We start from the raw sequence: 17,513 nt of genomic DNA, 5'->3' as shown, positions 1-17,513 counted from the left end.
AAGAAAGATACACCAATGCCTCCAATGCTTAGGTGGTGGAATGGGTGGAATGGGTGGAATGGATTTTTAAGCTCTTTTCTATAGAAGTAATAAAGAAACGGGCCTTCTGTGCCCGTTTTTTATGCTTTTTCATGTTTCGTACAGTTCTTTCTTTTTATTTTAAGTTTATGCATGCACCATTAAAAAAATCCTGTATTTGTACTTTCGTGTTTGCGCTTTAGAAGGGCGAATGGTTTTTATGAATAAACGCAAGAGTTTGTGCCCATTGAAAGTTGAAGAGAGAAAGTTAGACAGAGTATGTTGGGTCTTGTTTGTTTTTTTATGAATAAGATGCTGGTGTTTAAGCTTTTGTATGAAAAAATTCAGGGTGTTCTCTGTTAAAGGGCTTTTGTATACTGGGATAAGCGTATCTCTGTTTGGTTAATCTCTGCAATAAAAAGACAGCTTCATTGAGAAAGAATGTAAAGGCATACAATCCTCGTTTTGTCATCATCTTTTTGCTTTAAGGGTATTTATAGTAATATCTTATTAAATAATGAAGATGATGCCTCAAACTTTTGTTGCTTTCGTGTCTTTTTGGGTGAAATCCCTCACGTAAAACAGAAAAGCCGCAAATATATTTGTCTCCAAATATACGTTTTTGCATATTGACGTGTTTTTTAAGAGACATCTCGCTTGTTACATCGATTTCGCAATGGATTTGTGAAAGGTATAAGGGCAAAGTTCTCATGAAGTTTATAAAACTATAGGGCACGATCATCTTTACGCTTAATAAGAGAATACGCTAACGTTATTATACACGTTTTCAGCTCTCAATGTTATGATAAGCCGTTGGTTCGTGAGACAGTGAGGCATGCCTTTCTTGTATAGTTTTGACCCCTACACTGTAATGTGCAAGCGACATAGTTTGGATTATTTCAAAAGGAAACAGGTTTGGAAATGAGAAAATTCTACGATATGCAGGGTTTTAATTCAAGTTGAATAAGGCTTAATGATAATTATAAATCAATGTAATGTGGTTTTACAGTTTTCAAGAGCATTGCATTTTTGCAAATAACGATAATCATGTGTTGTTGCACATTGTTTAATGGATTTTAATGGAGCAATAATTTTATTTATAATAATAATTCATTGTTTTGTATGTTGAATAAGAGATTTTTATTGCGGTGGATTTTTTAAATTTAAATTCTCTCTTATGTTAAAACAATCTCTATCATTTTCTTATACCTCACAAGTGGAGGGAGTTAGGGTAAAATACTTAAAGAAAATAAAAATGCCTCTCATGAATATTCTCAAATAGTCAGTTTTTTATAAACAGAGTTTTATAAACGGGGATTTTTATAAATATTGGGGATTGGTAATGCGTAGGGTGGGATCGGATTGCTCTTTTTTTAAGCATAAAGAAAGGGGATTTTAGGCAATTTAATACTCTTGCGTTGTTTATTTATGCAATTATTAAAAAAATATCTCTAAATATTTTTAAATTTTTTCGCGATGGTATCTTCCCGATGCGATTTGTGAAGAGTGTGTAAAAATTTTCCATGAGACGTGAAAAATCATCAATAAAATATTCGTGTTTTCAAAAAATAACGAATGGCTTTTTATATTTAAAAAAAAGATTTAACACGTCTCATGTTTTTTATTTATTTTAGAGCTGAATATTTGATTTTTGTGTAAAAATATTTGCCAATGCATCCACGATACGTGAAAAATCAAGCGCTAATAAGAAAATGATGAATATAATCCACTTCGTATAGCGTGACATTATTTTTACACTTTTATAAGTTGTGATGATTTCTTGTAGGATTTCTTTTTCCTTTTCTGTAAGCTCTATTTGTTTTTCTGTTTTTTTTCTAGCCATGTTTCCACCCACACAAGCCTTCCCCTTGTTTGTTATGCTTTAAAATATCTCTTGCGAGATTTGAGCTGATGATATTGAGATCTTTTTTGTCTAAATAAATGGGCATCCAACCAACGCAAGAAAAAGGTTCATTTATTTTTTTTATCGCGCAACCAGTGAGTAAGAGCAGCGCGTACATCAGGATCACTTTTTTGATTAATTTCATTTTCCACCTCTAGCCGTGTTGTTGATGACTTTAGTGTTTTTTGTATTTGCTTTTGTTGTTCAATCTTCTTTCCAAGAGTGAAAACTTTTGCTAAAGCGATAAAAAAAGCGGTCAGAGCCGCTCCTGTTATCATCAGATTTTTTTTCATCCACCACATTATAAGCGCTGCTCCCGAAACCGTTTTGCTACAAAGAAGATGCCAGCACAGGCGGCTAAAACCATAATGGCTGCCAATGCCCATTGGATGGGACCATTGCCTGCTAATAAGCCTCCAAGTCCAGAAAAAGAACCAATAATCGGTGTAAGTGCTTCTGCTTTAAAAAATCCCATTGGTGCTTGCGTTTCTACGGTTTGGTAGTTGGAAGAAACATAAGCACCTTTTGCCCATAGTCCTGCTTCGGCTGCACGACGGTGCACTAAACCGTGAAGACGTTTTCCTCCTGCTTTGGTCCACTTTTGTAATTCAGCAGGGACGGCTTCATATTCGCCGTTATTGAGTTTTTTGAGCAGGGTCGAATTACAAAAAGCTGATGTTCCTATATTATAGCAAAACGATACGAGCGCGGCGAATTGTTCATCCGTTAAGGAAACCGTTACATTTTTTTCAACGGTATTTTCAAATTGTCTTAAATCTTGAGAAAGAACTTCTTCTGCTTGTTTTTCAGTAATGATCATGCCTTTGTGAACGAATGGTTTGCCAACAATGCTGGTATGTCCATAGCCGATTGTCCATACCCCGATGGCATCTTTATAGGCTTGTAAACGCAATCCTTCCCATTGTTTAATGAGTGCAAGCCCTGCTGATGATATTTTTCTCATTTGCTTCTCCATAAAATAAAGCCTCACGTTAACGTGAGGCTGGTCGACATATTAAAAATGAAAATTTTCACTCTGCAAAAACAGACAAGACGTGAAAATTTAATGAAATCAAAAGGTTAGTTGTGGCATCTTAAGGGATGGGATAATGGTTGGCCAAGTGGGATAATGGTTGGTCGGGCTGGTGTTTTCCGTTGAGGGGTGTTGTTGGTTTTGAAATTTGGTGCTGGGTTGTTGATAGGGTCTTATTGGTGCTGGTCTTGTTGGTGCTGGTGAGGTTGGCGATTGTGTTGGTGTACGCAATGGCATTATGATGGCATTACGGTTGTGTTAGCGGTGGCATGAGAGGTGAGGTTGGAGGGGTGACATATATGTTGGTGAATGGAATTCTTAGAAGGCACTGTTGGCGCGGCAGGGGTTGGGAGGGGTGCATAATGATTTGTGTTTTTGGTGTTGGTGATTGCGGTTGTTTTGGCAGTGGTTGTGAGGGGGGAGAGATGGGGAGAACGGATGGTGTGATTGTGAGGGACAAGAGAGTGGCTGTGCACAGTTGTTTTAGCCAGTGGTACTGATGTGGAGGCGCTTGAGATAAAAGCGGACAACTCTTAGAAAAAAGCTACAGGAGGAGGCGGGTGCTTTTACTTAACATCTAAAATCATAAAATATTTTATGCATTCAGCCTTCTGTCTATTCAAATATGGATCATTGTTAAGAAGAGCTTTGGAATTTTGATACAATTTTAAAATCGACTGATTTTGATAGAACAGTCCTGTTTTGCCTTTTGTCTTTCAAGAGGTTACGTTGCTTGCTGTTTGCATCTTTACCTGCTTACAAACGGAAAAGAAGATTTGCTAACAGCAAGTTATGCCCCACCGTCAAGCAGCAGAGCTTCGTTTTTTATGGGTATGAAAAAGTCTCAATTACATCATCAAAGATTTGTATTCAGTGAGCCTTTTTTGGTGGGAGGAAACGGAAACAGTTTTTCCTTCTGTTGTTCTTAAGTTTTTTTCAAATCTCTCTCTCAGAGTTTCACCTTTTTTGTTTACTGTTTCATGTTCAGCATCCGGATTGGTTTTTAAATATTGTTCTAGACGTTTTCTTCCTTGCGCATGTTTGTATAAACTGATGGGAAGATAGGAATCTAACTTTTCAGCAGATAAAGATGAATTGGGTTCACATAATACACCCTTAACATTATCTTTGTGCAATCTTGCTAATTTATCAGATTCAAGATGAAGCTTTTTGGCGAGGCTTAAGCTGAACATCCCACATTCAGAAGAGCTTCGCTGAATATCCATTTCTGCCGTGGTAAAAGAATAAAGAGGCAGTTGAAGACATTGAAGGGTTTGATTTATTTTTATCCCTAGTTTGCAAGCAGTGATATTCTGAAATGTTGTAGGTTCAAGCATAATCAAAGAGATTTTGTCATCAACTTTTTGATAATCAAGGACTGCAAAGTGGATTTTGCTTCCCGAATTTACTATAAATCGAGCAGATTTTGCGTCGCTCTCAACCACTTCTTTTAGTGCGTGCGAAAACTCTTCTGCTGTAAGAGCCAATTTGAGATTCATTTCTGGATATTTGCTGTTTGCTTTTTCTACGAGAGCCGGCATCAATCTAAAATCTATGTTTTCATAATAAGAGTTAATCCAACGGCTGGTGACGAGATCATCCTCTAAGTCTGTAATAATAGCTTTCAACTTTTCCTGACTCAAGGTGCTCTCTTCTTTTTGAGGAGCGTTGAGTTGTTCTAAACGGGCAATAAGGCTTTCTAAGGATTCATTTTCGATGTTACTTTCTGCTATTTGTGAGGCATGAGCGGCAGTATCTTTTGAATCTTGTGGCTTCATAATATGAACCTCCGTGGTTATAATCGGGAGGCAATATTATTTTCTTATATTTTGACCAAATAATGTTTTGAAAAAGAACCTTTATCTCTTGAAGATTAAGGAAAAAATCATTTTTCGGCTGCTTTATAAGAAAGTGCGGGCAGGTCTTTTCAAAACTTGCGTGTTTTATGTTTGTTCAAAGTCTTAAAATACGGGCTTTAAAATGGGCTGCTTTTAATAGAATACGATTGTTTTTGCCTTTTGTTTGAAGAGGTAATTGCTCACTTTTTGCATTGTCACTTCTTTCAAAGGGAAAAGAAGATTGGCTGACAGCAATTTATGCTTAATCATAAAGCCGCAAAGCTTCATTCTTTGTGGATGTGGAATACGGATATGGCGAAAACACTCATTACATCATCAGAGATTTGTATTCCGTCGCTCTTTTTCTGTGTTGTGAAACAGAAACAGTTTTTGTCTCTGTTGCTACCAAGCTTCTCTCAAACCTCTCGTTTAGGGTTTCACCTTTTTTGTTTACTTTTTCATGTGCTGCTTCTGGGTTGGCTTTTAGATATTCCCGAAGACGTTTTCTGCCTTGCACGTGTTTGTATAAACGGGCTGGAAGATATGGATCTAATTTTTCAGCAGGTAAAGGCGTATCTGGTTCACATAACACACCCTTAATATTATCTTTGTGTAGTCTTTCTAATTTTTGAGCTTCGAGATAAAGCTTTTTGGCAAGGCTTAAGCTGAACATCCCACATTCAGAGGAGCTTCGTTGAATATCCATTTCTACCATGGCAAAATGAATATTCGGAAATTGGTGATGTTCAATGGATTGTCGCGTCCTTAATGCAAGTAATGCGGGAAGCGTGTCACGCAGCAAGGTCGGTTCAAAAAAGATCAAAGATGTTTTATTATCAATGGTTTGATGATCGACAACCGCAAAATGAATTCCCCTATCTTGTGCGTTAACAATAAATCTGGAAGATGTTATACCGCGCTCGAAAGTGTCTTTGAGTGCAAGGGCAAAGCCGTCTGGGGGGCTTGTAAGTTTGAGATTCATCTCTGGATATTTACGATTTGCTTGATCGACCAAGGCTGGCATCATGTAAAGATCTAAAATATCATAATAATTTTTGATCCAACTGCCATCGGCATTATGCTGTTCTAAACCAGCAACAATATCTTTTAACTCTGCACGATTGAAAGGGGTGTTTTTTATTTTTTCAATGTTAAGCTGTTCTAAATGTGCAGTAAGAGTGTCTAATGATGCATTTGCATGCGCCCCTTCTGGTGCACTTGCCCCTTCTGGGGTTTGTGAGGAATGAGGTGGGGGGAAATCTTGTGGCTTCATAATCTTAGCCTCCATGTTGATGATCGATAGGTGATATTATCTTCTTCAATTCTGGCTAAACAATGTTTTGAAAAACAAGCCTTTGCATCTTGAAAGGTGAGGCGATGAGAGCATAATGATGCCGTTTTCATATTTTTATGCGTGTATTGCTCATCATTGCTGTGATGTATGATATTGGTATTTTATGGGGGGATTATTAGGGCGTTCTATTGGGAGCCCGTGAATACGGCTTGTTTTGAAAATCTCAAAATTATAGAGTTGTTGGTGATGCAAATTGGATGATGCAGAAGAAAACAGTCAGAGAAAGACGAAAAATACTTTCAAACCGTAAAGTTTTAAACATTGTCGCGAAACACACTGTTTATAACAGTCTATAATAATGCGAAAATTTTATGATGAAATCTGGACGCAGAAAACCCCTTACCGCACCTGTCATTAAATACGATTTTTCATATTCTGTCAACAGCAAAACGACGATTTTTCCTTTTTTATCGCGGGAAAAAATTTACAGAAAAAAGCTCATTCATTAGCTATGCAGTAAAATATGTTGTTTTAATGGGAAAGTTTTTGATGTGGCAAAAAACATTTTCTCCTTTGAGAAAAGGAGGGGGCAAGGTGAAGGGAGAGGAGAGAATTGTGGTTTTGAAATCCGTGGTATTTTATTGATGGAATTGAGAGGGCGATGGTTAGAAGATATTGCGGGGGCAAAGCATAGGTGTTGGTGATTGTGGTGGCGATTGGGGCTGTGCTGGCTGTCGTATTAGTAGTGGTGTGATGAGGGGATGGTTACCGGTATAACTTGTTGATGAGGGAGGAGATTATTGGTGGGGGCTTTTTCTTTCGTTTAAGGGATGATGCTTTTAATTTTGTAAAAAAATCAATGGGGCGTTTTAATAATAAGCTATTGATTTATAATGATGTTTTTGTCGTTATTGATCTTGAATGAGAAATCCAGATTATGCTGCAGTCAAAGCCATGTCTCTTGTTCGTCATAAGATCAGGAAAGCCGTATAGAATTGTACAAGAAAAGACGCACAATGACTATAATGAATTGTCTCAAAAACTAAGGATGTCGCGATATTGGGGAAAAGTGGATGATGAGGGCTGTTTGTTACAATGGGAGGTGATGGGGAGGGGGAGGTGATGGGGAGGTGATGGGGAGGTGATGGGGAAAATGTTGCTGTCTGGAGAGGGGAGACAATATTTATTTTGCCGATGTCGTGAGATATGCCGTGAATTATTGTCCTTTGAGGCATGGGTAGGTATATAGTTTGAGGTATGGTGATAAGTCTCTTTGACAGGTTGAAGCGTTTTTTAAAGGGCGTGGTGGATATTTTAAAGCTTGTTTGTTGTGTGCTTTAAGCTCGTCAATCCCATGAAATTCTATGAAAGGCAAGTTCGGTGGATCTCAAGTGTAACTTGCCAAGAAGGATTATTTCTTTACAACGGAGCTGGTTACAAAGAGGCATGTTACAAAGGAGGTTTTGTAATCTTGATCCTGTGAGGAAGAGAAAACGATGGGTGTTTTTAGCCAATGCTCTTTTTGCTAGAACAGTCAAAATGTTTATAAAGGGCATCAAGAATAATACGCAACGAACCAACAAGATTAGGCAGCGGTTGATCTTCTATAACAAGATATTGTAATGCCGCATGAAAGTTGTGTTGACGATGAAAATATTGCGCTTCTTTAATCGCTTCTTGCATATCTTCATAGCAATTCGTTGCTCTTTGAATCCATTGCTTTTTTGTTTTCTCATCTGATGCGCTGTGCGTAAAACCATCATAATAGCCGTTTGGTAAGCCTTTTGCACATAAATAGTCGTTTCTGATTTGCAAGTATCGTTGCGCCGTGTCATATTGCTCTTTACTAATGCCTGATGAATCCCCTTTATAGCCAAGCAAACAAAGACGCCCAATATAGGTTCCGACAAGCGGATTTTTCGCTTCTTCAAGGCTTAAACCAAAGTGTTTTGCACGCATTTCAATTGCAGATTGAAGCGCAGATTCGCTGGGGTTTTGGGCACGTGAAATACGGCCTTTGGATTCTCTGAGTTTGCCTGTTATTCTCGGTCTACCGCGTTTTTTACGTATTTTCATGAACTTAACCATTTAAATGAAAAATAAACTGTCTGTTGATGGGGGACAGTGATGTAAAAAGCACTTTGAGCAAATACTGGGGAGCAAATACTGAGGGGAGCAAATATTGGTGGAATATGAGCCGTTGCAGATCAAAGGAGAAACGGATACTAAAGGCGTCTTTCAGCACAAAGAACAGCAACGGTGTGGGGAGAAAAAATCATCTTTAAGGTGTTTCTTGCCATTTTTATCTTATCCCTATCAGTCTTATTTCTCGCCCCTATCATGCTTATTTTTATCATGGATAGCGGATTATTTGCTCTCTAAAGATTTCTCAACTTCTCTGGAACAGTTGAAAAGAAACTTTTGTCACATGTGAATAAATAAACAAGAATGATGTTTTATGGGTATGTCGTCATCTTTCTAACAGGAAGTCTTTTCTCATAGGATCATTTGCCTTCTTTCTCATGAGCGCTTTGTGGAAACTTTTCAGTTTCACCTTTGAAAAGTCATCGTTTTTATTATTCGTGGATTTTTATCATCCGTTGATCTTTGTTATTGGGAGGCATATTGGGGTTTTCTTATCGGGCGCTGTACCAAGATGTCTGATGTAGATTAAGCTGCGAAATATACATTTATCCTTTATAGAGGACTTTATCTTTTTTTTGAGCGGCACAGAGCTTAAAAAAACAAACTTTTCAATGTGCTTATAATAGCATAAGATCCTTATCTTTTCAAATAAAATATGGTTCATTAGTTCAAAATAACAAAATAAACTGTGGAGGATCAAGCAATTTAGGATCATCTTTTATGGAGGATATTTTTGTTTTTGCTGTTTTAATGGATTTCATCATAAAAAAGGGAAGTGGTCACTTAAATGGTTAAATGACGGGATTCAATATCCAAAGAAGCTTTATAAGTGGCAGGTAGCTTGATAAAAGAGGCGTTTATTAAGAGATGCTTTTATAAAGGTGGGGGCTATGAGGTGTGAGACATTTCTTTTTTAATTTTAAAATAGGGGCTTTTTTAATCAAGAAATTTTAAAATGAGAATTGAAAAATTGCAAAGCTGTTGTGGGCGCATTTTAGATAATCGGTTGTTTGGTTTGGTTTGTAGGGCGTGCTTATTGCTTCACGCTTTTGTTTATCGCATTCTTATTTCTCACATTCTGGGGGCACATTTCTCATGTCATACATAATGCCCCAAATGGAATATACTTATTGTTGCATATTCACGCGCTTGTTTTAAGAGTCATCTCTTACATGTGCTCGAGCCCATTTCACGACGGTGGCTCAAGAAGGGTATCATGGTAAAGCTTTGATAATATAACTTTATTAAGTGTCATCATTTTTAGGCTTCATAAAAGCGTAAGCTGGTATTATTATATACTTTGCCAATCCCAATATGGTGTATTACAAGCTCTTGGCACTTGAGATGGTTTATAAGAGGCATTTTCATTGTACAATTTCACTCCGCATGGCTCCCCCACTTTTTACGTACAAGCAAATAAATTTGATTGATTCAACAGGGAGTAGATTTGAAATGAGAGAATCTTACAGCATTTAGGATGTGTTGATGATCAAGACACGAAGCGCTTGTGAAAATGTTTTTTATCTTGTTATGCCATAAAATACTGTCATTTGAGGCGGGGATGGGAAGGTTTATGAGGCATTACAATGCTTGACGCATTAAGTGTTAAAAATTAGGTGCCAATGTTAAGGAAGGAGTTTTCCGTAGAGCGCTTTATGCAAGTGGAACCCATAAGTGCTCAGCAGGCGGAGTGCACTTAAGAGCAATGGGATTGTTTACAAACTGAGGTGGGTTTTAAAATCTTCATTCTTTGAGATGTGGGAGGGAATATCATCATCCTTTGCTTTATATATACTCGGCTTCATTTAAGCGGTGAAAACACTGTCGTTTATGGTGGGCATGTCAGTTTTCCACATGGGATGTTTTTTAGATTAAATATTTGTTTGATTTTTGTAAAACGGTGTCTTTTAGGGGTATGTGATCGATAAAGAGAGGGAAAGGGGTGTTTGGGCTTGTAAGCGCGTCATGTATAAGCGCGTATAGGGCCTTAAGTGAATAAAATATTTAGAGGGGATTTATAGTGCTTGCTTTACTCTGAGAAGAGTGCTAAGCGAATTCACCGCCTTGGTGGCGTGCTATCAAATATTGAAGAGTGGGAATTTTAGAAGTGGGGGAGTATCCGTATGATCGAAGATAAATCACAACACCAATCTGCCCATAAGGGAGATAAGGCTTTTGTATCGAAGCCAGTGTTGGATCAATCGGCAACTTTCAAAAAATGGATGGCTCTCTCAACAGGTGATTATATCATCATTTGTTGTTTGGCTATCCTCTTGTTGGTGCTTTTTGTCGCAACTGTTTATATGGATCCTCTGGATTTTTTTCACATTATGTCCAAAGAACAGTTCAAAGCACTGGGACAAATGAAACAAGAAGATTTTCAAGAAATGAGTCAGAGTTTTATAAAGATTCCTGCGATCGAATTTCTTCGTAACTTCGGGTGGAATGGTGTTTGGGCTTTTTTATGTCTCTTACCGCAAATAATTTTTGGTTTTCTTTTCGTGTTGTTTCCGCTCTTTTCTATTTTTAACGCCGTATTTAAACGGGATGCGAAGGAAATGATGAAGCTGCGGGAAACCTTGCCAGAGCAGCAACAGCTAGACAACCAATCTCTCAACAAAATATGATAGGGGGGAAAAGTGATCACTTCTATAATGCCTCTTTTAATAACTACATTATTGATCTCCTTAGGGATAGTTATCGTTATGTATTCTGCGTGGAGCATGATACTCTTTTCTACCGTGAAGATCATCTTGGCCATTTATTATTCTTTGATAAAACGGGCAGTATTGTTATGTAAGATGCGAAGAAAATTAAAAAAGGGTGCAGCACAGAATTTGAGGCATAATCAGGTAGAGGGCAGAGGACAGAATACAGTTCTTGCAACACAGTTCAGTGTTTTTTCTTTTCAAGAATCTTTGCTTCTCTCAAAAAAAGATTATAAAATAATCTCTTGGATGGCTTTCATTGCAGTTGCGCTTTTTGTACATGCTGTGCTTTTTTTGTCTTTTACTGCACGATATGCGACTGTTTCACACAATAATCCGTTGTTTTTTTTGTTATTTATTGATGCATTGCCGTTTTTGTTTATTTTGGTCTGTAGTGCTATCACTTTGCCTGTTATTTTAATTCTCCATAGTTTCCTTCATTATGGCGTGAAAAAAACAGCAAAGAGATTAGAAACATTTGTTTGAAGAGAATAAAAATGATAATTTCACATCAATACGATAGGGGAAAAAAGTGGGCAGCATCATAGAATATTTGGCTTTTTTAGGGGGCATCATTATTGCCATTTTAATGGTTGTGGTTATGATCAGGATTCCTTATCTGTTGATCAAACATATGAAGTTGTCTTTTAAACTCGCTCAAGACGTGAAAAAGAGTACGACGCAACAAAAGCAAGCCATACAACAATTGCGCAACGATCTGGGAGAAATGAAAAGACGCAATCTCGCGCTTGAGACACTTGATGCGAAAATACGCTTTCTTAACTTTAAAGAATCTCTGCCTCTTTATTCAAAAGAATGTAAAATAATTCTTTTTATTTGTATCCTCTTTACCATTTTGCAATTTGCTTTCTTTATCGTACATTTGGTATGGTGGAAGAGTGATATGGCCAGCTTTATGATACCGCGGTTTTCAATAGGTCGCATTATTTATGGTCTTTTATGTTTTGGACTTCTTCTCTTTTCTCCGATCATTGGGATGATGTGCATAAAATTAACGAGAAAATTGAACAAAACACTTCAACAATTGGAAGAAGCGATAAAACAACGTGATCAGGCAATGCGTATGCAGAATGTGGAAGGGGGACAAAATGACGAGTAGTCTTATAACATTAATAGCCTATTATTCCCTGTTTTTTACGCTCTTAAATGTTTTAATATGGGGGCCGCTCTTTGCCGTTTATTACCTGTTTATCAAGCGTGCGAGGTTGTATTGTCGTGTGAAAAAGGAACTGAAATGCGTGCTGAATGAACGCGATATTGCCTTAAAACAGATCTCCCCAAAATAAAAAAGCAGTAGAATGTTTGATAAAAAACAGCTTTCTCTTGTTTGGCAAGACTATAAAAAAATATTTTATATTTCTACAGTCATGGCGACTGCTCCAATAGTTATAACTGCTGTTGTTAAGATATGGAGAGGGGAGGACTTTGTTTCTCTTGTCGTATTCGAGCCACTGGCATGGATGCTTGCCTGTACTTTTTTATTCTTACCGATTGTTTTTATTATGCGTTTTATCGTGACTCGTCAGTTGAAGAAAATGGTGCGGCAATTAGAAGAAGAGGTTGAGCAGAAAGGAGCTCCAGTCATGTTATACGATGTGAGCGAGGGAAAAGTGAGCGAGGGGAAAAAGTGAAGAGAGGCTTTTGTTGCCATAAGCCTTGCTTTTGACTTGTTCATTAAGGAGCATGGGTGTGCTTCTCGTTTTATGCTTTTTTATATTTGTGTCGTGTTTTTGAGAAAAATTGAGGCTCTTGCTTGAGTAAGGTTTTTGCTTGCGTGGGTTGTGACGAAAAGTGAAGAGAGGCTGTTATTGTTCTTGGGCTTCACTTGCTGTTGGTGTTTTCTTTAAGAGAGAAAATCTTGTAACTTATTTTCTTTTTATCAAGTATAAAAATGTGCCTTACCAAGCGATATTGAGAGCAAAAAATCTATACTTAAAGCAAAAGATATTCTGGTGTTTGGGGAAGAAGAGCCCATTTTTTGCATGTGGAGAGACAAGGCGCATAAAGAAGGCGCGCCAAAAGCTCAAGTTTTGATTAAGACGTTTTTCCCCATGGAAAGTGCAACAGTGCTTTTAAAGAGCTTGGGTTGGAGGAGAGAAATTGAAAGAAAAGGGGGACACCTATTTATTTACGAGACCGCGAAGGGCAGTTTCTCATCTCTGGATGAAAAAGGTTTTGTGCAATTTGATTATGGAATTGTGGGAGGCGCTGGTATATATGCTGCTGCTTGCCAAATATTAATCCTTATCATTTTAGGGCTTTGCTAGATTGACAACTGGGCTTTGAAGCAAAGGGGTGGATTTTAAGGCAAAGGGATTAAAAAGTTTTGAGGAAGAGGTAAGCCTTTGGTGATTACGCCGTGTGCTTGAGGAAGCTTTAGATAAGGGCGATGAACGAGATTGATCTGGGAACGAGGTTGATTTTGGCAGTGTGCTTGGCTTTCAAAATGGGGGCACCGCCTTGGAAAAAGGAAATTATGATATCTCTCAAGTGGTCTTTGCTGTGCACCCTTGGAGCTTTGGTATTGAGGGCTGATGTTAAAATTTTACGCCCTTCTCACAAAAGCTTTATGGAAGATGAAAGTTTGGGCTTTGAAAAAAAATATCAAAAAAGTCCATTTGGGCGGCTTTTTTGGTGGTTCAAATCGTCATAAAGACAAAGCAACTTCGTTATGATTTTCTTGCACTAGTTTGTTTCTTCTTTGGAAAGAAGCTTATCTCTTGGAAATAAAAAGAGCAGTGATTAGAATTTTAGAGCCATAGACCCAAATTTGTGCAATAGAAGAAGATATTTTTATGAAAATTTAATCGACGAGAAAAGAGAAGCCTTAAGACAATAGGGGGTACACTGTGAGTGATGAAAACATGATGTTTGAAGGTGATGGAAAAAAATGCACCGCTGATATTGTTTTCATAAAAGATGAGAGATACAAGCGCTTGGTATTGATGAACCCTCATTCATTGTGAGGACGAAAGCTTCGGTTCATGAAAATGGCTTAAAAATTGAGACAAATGAGGGGTAAAAAATGAGGTGCAATGGAAAAAATGCATCATTGGATGAAGAACCACGGTCGTTTTCGCTTGAAGAAGCGTTTTTGACAAGCAAAAATTATAAAATCATCTTTTGCATTGCTTTCATTATTAGCGCTTTTAAAGTGGCACTCTTTATATTTTTTGAGTGGGATTTGACAGAGTGGTGGAATTATATCCTGTTCATTTTAACATTAATATTGGTTTTTATATCAGTGCTTCTTTTTGTGTTTATTCCTGTTGCCTTTGTGGTTCGTATCATCTTTACGCGTTTGTTGAAAAAAAAGATCGATAAGTTGGAGCAAGAAATCTGGCAGCGGAGCAAAACCGCTTCTCAACAAAACAGTGCGTGAAGGGAGGGCAGAAAATGAATACCGGTCTTTACATATTCTCATGCGTTGTAGGAGCACTTCTATTCGTGCGATGTCTGAAGGTAATGGAAAAAAATGCAACCCTGATATTGTTTTCATACAAGATGAGGGATACAAGCGCTTGATATTGATGAACCCTCATTCATTGTGAGGACGAAAGCTTCGATTTATGAAAATGGCTTAAAAATTGAGACAAATGAGGGATAAAAAATGAGGGGCAATGGAAAAAATGCAATATTGGATGAAGAACCACGGTCGTTTTCGCTTGAAGAAGCGTTTCTGACACGCAAAAATTATAAAGTCATCTTTTGTATTGCTTTCATTGTGGTAACTTTGAGAATGGTTCTCTTCGTACTAATGTGGCGTGAGTGGAAAGGGAATGTCATAGCAGCTCTCTTTTCTATTGGGGAGTTTATATTAGATTTAACTTTTGTGTTCATCCCTGTTGTCTTTGTAGTCCGTATCATTTTTACGCATTTGTTGAAAAAAAAGATCGATAAGTTGGAGCAAACAATCTGGAAGCGGGTAGCTGCTACGTATCGACAAAAAAGTGAATAAGGGGTGGGGAAAATGATAGATATTAAAATGATGGATATTATTGTTGTACTCTCGTGGGGTGCGGGCTTGACGCTTTTCATGCTGCTTTCTGCTGTAGTCATGATGTTTATTTGGGCATTGTATTATTCTACTTTCAAGCGGGTGAGACTATATTGCCAAGTGACAAAAGAATTAAGACGCGTGCTTAAACAACCTGTCGCTTTTGAGCCGTCTAGTGGGGAAATGCCGATGATTAAGCCGTTATCTGAGGTAAAAGAGTTCAAAGAGTTTTCTCTTTCTGATGAGGAAATCCTAACGATGGAAAGTGCAACGGCGCTGTTAAAGAGTTTGGGGTGGAAGGTGGAAATTGAAGGAAAAGGGGATCATTTGGCCACCTATTATTTACCAGATCGTGAAGTGCAGTTTCTTTATAATGCTGAGAAGGGGTATCCGCAATTTGATTGTGCAATTGCGGTGGGCTCTGGTATCCATGCGGCGGTTTGCCAAACGATAGACCCTTATAATTCTGGAGGCTTGATTGCTCTTGAATTGAGTTTTGATGTGAAGGGGTTGGAAATTTTTGAAGAAAAGGTAAGCGCCCGGCGTTTATGCTGTGCTCTCGAGAAAGCTTTAGAAAAGGCAATGACAGATGTTGATCTTGGCAATATGCTTCGCTCTCAATATCGCATCCTTCCTTGGGAAAACAAAATTGTAGTTCCTCAATTGACTCCTTATTCGCTGCGCTATCTTGCAGCTCTGGCTTTGATGGGCGATGTTGAAACCTTACACTCTTATCACAAAAGCTTTCTGGAAGGTGAGACGCTGGGCTTTGAGACAAGCATCAAAGAGGAGCATCTGGAACGCGCGATGATCATCGCTAAGGCGGTAGAAAAAACAAAGCAACCCAGTTACGATTTACTTAAACAGGCGGCAAAGGATTTTTCCATGGAGGTGGAGAGCTATGAATATTTTAGAGCCTCAGATCCAAATTTTTGCAATAGAAGAAGATATATTTACGAAAATTTGATCGAGGAAAAAAGAGAAGAATTAAGGCAACAGGGATATTTTGTTTATGAAAAGGACGCGATTTGTGAGGTTGATGGAAAAAATTATCGACCCCATATTCTTTACATAAAGGATGGGGAAGTAAGATATATGGATGTAGAAATTGGGATTGATGAAAAAATTTATTGAGAAAAATAAAGAGTTTAGATAAATTAAAAAGAGCTTAAACCTAAAAATAATGCGTAAAAAGCGCGCAGCGTAAAAACAGAGGGGAACAATGCAGGAGAAAAAAGCAATATTTGGAGAGTCTTTCTTTTCATTTAGAAAATTTATGGTGTCTTCAGGGGAAAGGCGTAAAGGGGTGGGGAGTTGTGAAATAATAGGGCGCCGCTTTTTCACTATGTTTTGCACATGCCTTATCATGATGGCTTTAGACGTTCCTGTTGGTGCAAAATCTCTGGTACAGCCGTTGCAATGGACAAGATGGGAAGGAATTGGTTCTCTTATTTTTCTCTTACCGGTGTTGATTTGGTTTTGTCTTCTTACTCCTCTTCCGATCCTTTGGGGGCTTTATCGTTTTAAAGAGCGCAGATTGGAAAAAATAAAGAAAAAACTAAAAGCAAAAACAAAGCAACAAAAGATTAATCAATGAGGTTATACGCATGAGGGGTGAGGCCGCGGTTTTTATGTTGTTTCTGCCGGTTGGATATTTTCTTCTAAATGCAGTTACAGTTTTTGCCATTTTTGTGAATATGATTATTGTGGCGCCTTATTATTCTTTAATCAAGCGTTTGAGGCTCTATTACAGAGTGAAAAAACAAAGACGTTTGATGAAAGAACATCCACAGCGTTTTTGTTTCTTTGAAAAAAGCGGAAAAGAGAAAGAGAGAGTGCTGCAAAACTTAGCACTAGAAACACAGATAAGTTCCCATTCGTTAAAAAAATGGCTCGCTTTTTCACGCAAAGATTATATCCTCCACGCGTGCCTCTCTTTCATCATTATGTTTTTCAAAGCTTATGTCTATGTGATTTGCTCTAAAGGGCTAGCTGCTGAGATAGATGAGAGCAGATTTGAATATATTCTCACTCTTTTGTTTTTCTGGTTTTTTTTATCGGTATGTATTTTTGCAACGATGCCTGTTGTTGTGATCCTTCGTGAAATTTTAACCCATCGATTGAAAAAGAAGATTCAGCAATTAGAAGAAGTGATTGAAGTAACCCAATCAATCAATTTATAAAGAGAAGGGGATAAAATGCATTACGGAATGGCGGCAGCTTGGACGGTGATTTTGATCATTCTGCTGGGGGGTGTTTTTGATTTTTTCTTAACAATACCCATTGTGGCACTGTATATTTCTTTTATCAAGCGTTTGATCTCGTATTACAAGGTTACGAAACAATTAAATGCAGCGCTGAAAAAGCGCATGTAGTGCTCGTATCATGGGGGAGGCATAAGTTTTAGATCATGCCATTGCTTCATGGCTTGAGAGGAGGGCATCGATTGTTTTTCTCATTTTACGCTGATCTCTGGGGGAAAGAGCTGATGGCAATGAATAGGCTGATGATAGGCTTGTAACAGGTTTTGGCTGTTTATCGGAGGCTTCCTGTTTT

21 protein-coding genes are annotated in these 17,513 nt (G+C 37.9%); 14 read left to right on the top strand and 7 right to left on the bottom strand.

The window, feature by feature from the left end; all coding sequences use genetic code 11:
* Positions 1–1,648: 1,648 nt before the first annotated feature.
* From ACFINF_RS05080 to ACFINF_RS05065, 4 genes are read right to left on the bottom strand one after another with little or no spacing between them, the layout of a single operon-like run.
* On the bottom strand, positions 1,649–1,861 hold the full coding sequence (locus ACFINF_RS05080; protein ID WP_375619937.1) for a hypothetical protein: 213 nt from the start codon (positions 1,859–1,861) through the stop codon (positions 1,649–1,651).
* A complete protein-coding gene (locus ACFINF_RS05075; RefSeq protein ID WP_375619936.1) occupies positions 1,854–2,066 on the bottom strand; it encodes a hypothetical protein in 213 nt (70 codons plus the stop codon). Before ACFINF_RS05075 ends, ACFINF_RS05080 begins: the two co-directional genes overlap by 8 nt.
* A complete protein-coding gene (locus ACFINF_RS05070; RefSeq protein ID WP_375619998.1) occupies positions 1,990–2,226 on the bottom strand; it encodes a hypothetical protein in 237 nt (78 codons plus the stop codon). The genes ACFINF_RS05075 and ACFINF_RS05070 overlap by 77 nt, the downstream gene beginning before the upstream one ends.
* The gene (locus ACFINF_RS05065) at positions 2,223–2,885 is read right to left on the bottom strand and encodes a lysozyme (protein WP_375619935.1); all 663 of its coding nucleotides are present in this window, start codon (positions 2,883–2,885) and stop codon (positions 2,223–2,225) included. The genes ACFINF_RS05070 and ACFINF_RS05065 overlap by 4 nt, the downstream gene beginning before the upstream one ends.
* 149 nt (positions 2,886–3,034) lie before the next feature.
* Here ACFINF_RS05065 and ACFINF_RS05060 point away from each other — a divergent pair, with 149 nt between their 5' ends.
* Positions 3,035–3,196 carry a hypothetical protein gene (locus ACFINF_RS05060; protein ID WP_375619934.1) on the top strand — a complete coding sequence of 54 codons (162 nt, stop codon included), beginning with the start codon at positions 3,035–3,037 and terminating at the stop codon, positions 3,194–3,196.
* Between the two features lie 120 nt (positions 3,197–3,316).
* Positions 3,317–3,454, top strand: a complete 138-nt coding sequence (locus tag ACFINF_RS05055; protein ID WP_375619933.1) for a hypothetical protein — start codon at positions 3,317–3,319, stop codon at positions 3,452–3,454.
* Between the two features lie 348 nt (positions 3,455–3,802).
* Here the strand turns inward: ACFINF_RS05055 and ACFINF_RS05050 are convergent, their stop codons facing one another.
* The 3 genes from ACFINF_RS05050 to ACFINF_RS05040 all read right to left on the bottom strand — a co-directional run bounded on the left by ACFINF_RS05050 (position 3,803) and on the right by ACFINF_RS05040 (position 8,162).
* Positions 3,803–4,732, bottom strand: a complete 930-nt coding sequence (locus tag ACFINF_RS05050; RefSeq protein WP_375619932.1) for a YopJ/AvrA family T3SS effector serine/threonine acetyltransferase — start codon at positions 4,730–4,732, stop codon at positions 3,803–3,805.
* A gap of 388 nt (positions 4,733–5,120) precedes the next feature.
* Positions 5,121–6,065, bottom strand: a complete 945-nt coding sequence (locus tag ACFINF_RS05045; RefSeq protein ID WP_375619931.1) for a YopJ/AvrA family T3SS effector serine/threonine acetyltransferase — start codon at positions 6,063–6,065, stop codon at positions 5,121–5,123.
* Positions 6,066–7,592: 1,527 nt separating this feature from the next.
* Positions 7,593–8,162 (bottom strand): hypothetical protein, encoded by a 570-nt coding sequence (locus ACFINF_RS05040; RefSeq protein WP_375619930.1) that lies wholly within the window; start codon positions 8,160–8,162, stop codon positions 7,593–7,595.
* 2,192 nt (positions 8,163–10,354) lie between these two features.
* On the opposite strand from ACFINF_RS05040, the gene ACFINF_RS05035 reads away from it, so the two are divergent.
* From ACFINF_RS05035 to ACFINF_RS04980, 12 genes are all read left to right on the top strand, one after another.
* Complete coding sequence (locus tag ACFINF_RS05035) at positions 10,355–10,858, top strand: hypothetical protein (protein ID WP_375619929.1); 504 nt, start codon at positions 10,355–10,357, stop codon at positions 10,856–10,858.
* Positions 10,859–11,068: 210 nt separating this feature from the next.
* A complete protein-coding gene (locus ACFINF_RS05030; protein WP_375619928.1) occupies positions 11,069–11,425 on the top strand; it encodes a hypothetical protein in 357 nt (118 codons plus the stop codon).
* A 46-nt stretch (positions 11,426–11,471) separates the two neighbouring features.
* Positions 11,472–12,059 (top strand): hypothetical protein, encoded by a 588-nt coding sequence (locus tag ACFINF_RS05025; RefSeq protein ID WP_375619927.1) that lies wholly within the window; start codon positions 11,472–11,474, stop codon positions 12,057–12,059.
* A gap of 199 nt (positions 12,060–12,258) precedes the next feature.
* Positions 12,259–12,591, top strand: a complete 333-nt coding sequence (locus ACFINF_RS05020; protein WP_375619926.1) for a hypothetical protein — start codon at positions 12,259–12,261, stop codon at positions 12,589–12,591.
* A 351-nt stretch (positions 12,592–12,942) separates the two neighbouring features.
* Positions 12,943–13,227: a hypothetical protein gene (locus ACFINF_RS05015; RefSeq protein ID WP_375619925.1), complete on the top strand. Its 285-nt coding sequence runs from the start codon at positions 12,943–12,945 to the stop codon at positions 13,225–13,227.
* 122 nt (positions 13,228–13,349) lie between these two features.
* Positions 13,350–13,613 carry a hypothetical protein gene (locus ACFINF_RS05010; protein ID WP_375619924.1) on the top strand — a complete coding sequence of 88 codons (264 nt, stop codon included), beginning with the start codon at positions 13,350–13,352 and terminating at the stop codon, positions 13,611–13,613.
* A 372-nt stretch (positions 13,614–13,985) separates the two neighbouring features.
* Positions 13,986–14,342, top strand: a complete 357-nt coding sequence (locus ACFINF_RS05005) for a hypothetical protein (protein ID WP_375619923.1) — start codon at positions 13,986–13,988, stop codon at positions 14,340–14,342.
* A gap of 228 nt (positions 14,343–14,570) precedes the next feature.
* Positions 14,571–14,918: a hypothetical protein gene (locus tag ACFINF_RS05000; RefSeq protein WP_375619922.1), complete on the top strand. Its 348-nt coding sequence runs from the start codon at positions 14,571–14,573 to the stop codon at positions 14,916–14,918.
* 12 nt (positions 14,919–14,930) lie between these two features.
* Complete coding sequence (locus ACFINF_RS04995; RefSeq protein ID WP_375619921.1) at positions 14,931–16,091, top strand: DUF6990 domain-containing protein; 1,161 nt, start codon at positions 14,931–14,933, stop codon at positions 16,089–16,091.
* Between the two features lie 88 nt (positions 16,092–16,179).
* Positions 16,180–16,554 carry a hypothetical protein gene (locus tag ACFINF_RS04990; RefSeq protein ID WP_375619920.1) on the top strand — a complete coding sequence of 125 codons (375 nt, stop codon included), beginning with the start codon at positions 16,180–16,182 and terminating at the stop codon, positions 16,552–16,554.
* Between the two features lie 10 nt (positions 16,555–16,564).
* Positions 16,565–17,140, top strand: coding sequence for a hypothetical protein (locus ACFINF_RS04985; protein ID WP_375619919.1), 576 nt, complete (start codon positions 16,565–16,567; stop codon positions 17,138–17,140).
* 27 nt (positions 17,141–17,167) lie between these two features.
* Positions 17,168–17,332, top strand: a complete 165-nt coding sequence (locus ACFINF_RS04980; protein WP_375619918.1) for a hypothetical protein — start codon at positions 17,168–17,170, stop codon at positions 17,330–17,332.
* Positions 17,333–17,513 lie beyond the last annotated feature (181 nt).

Source organism: Bartonella sp. TS25HLJMH (assembly GCF_042193505.1).
Classification (GTDB): Bacteria; Pseudomonadota; Alphaproteobacteria; order Rhizobiales; family Rhizobiaceae; genus Bartonella; species Bartonella grahamii.
The sequence above is the reverse complement of the archived record's forward strand: the minus strand, read 5'-3'. Positions and strand labels throughout refer to the sequence as shown.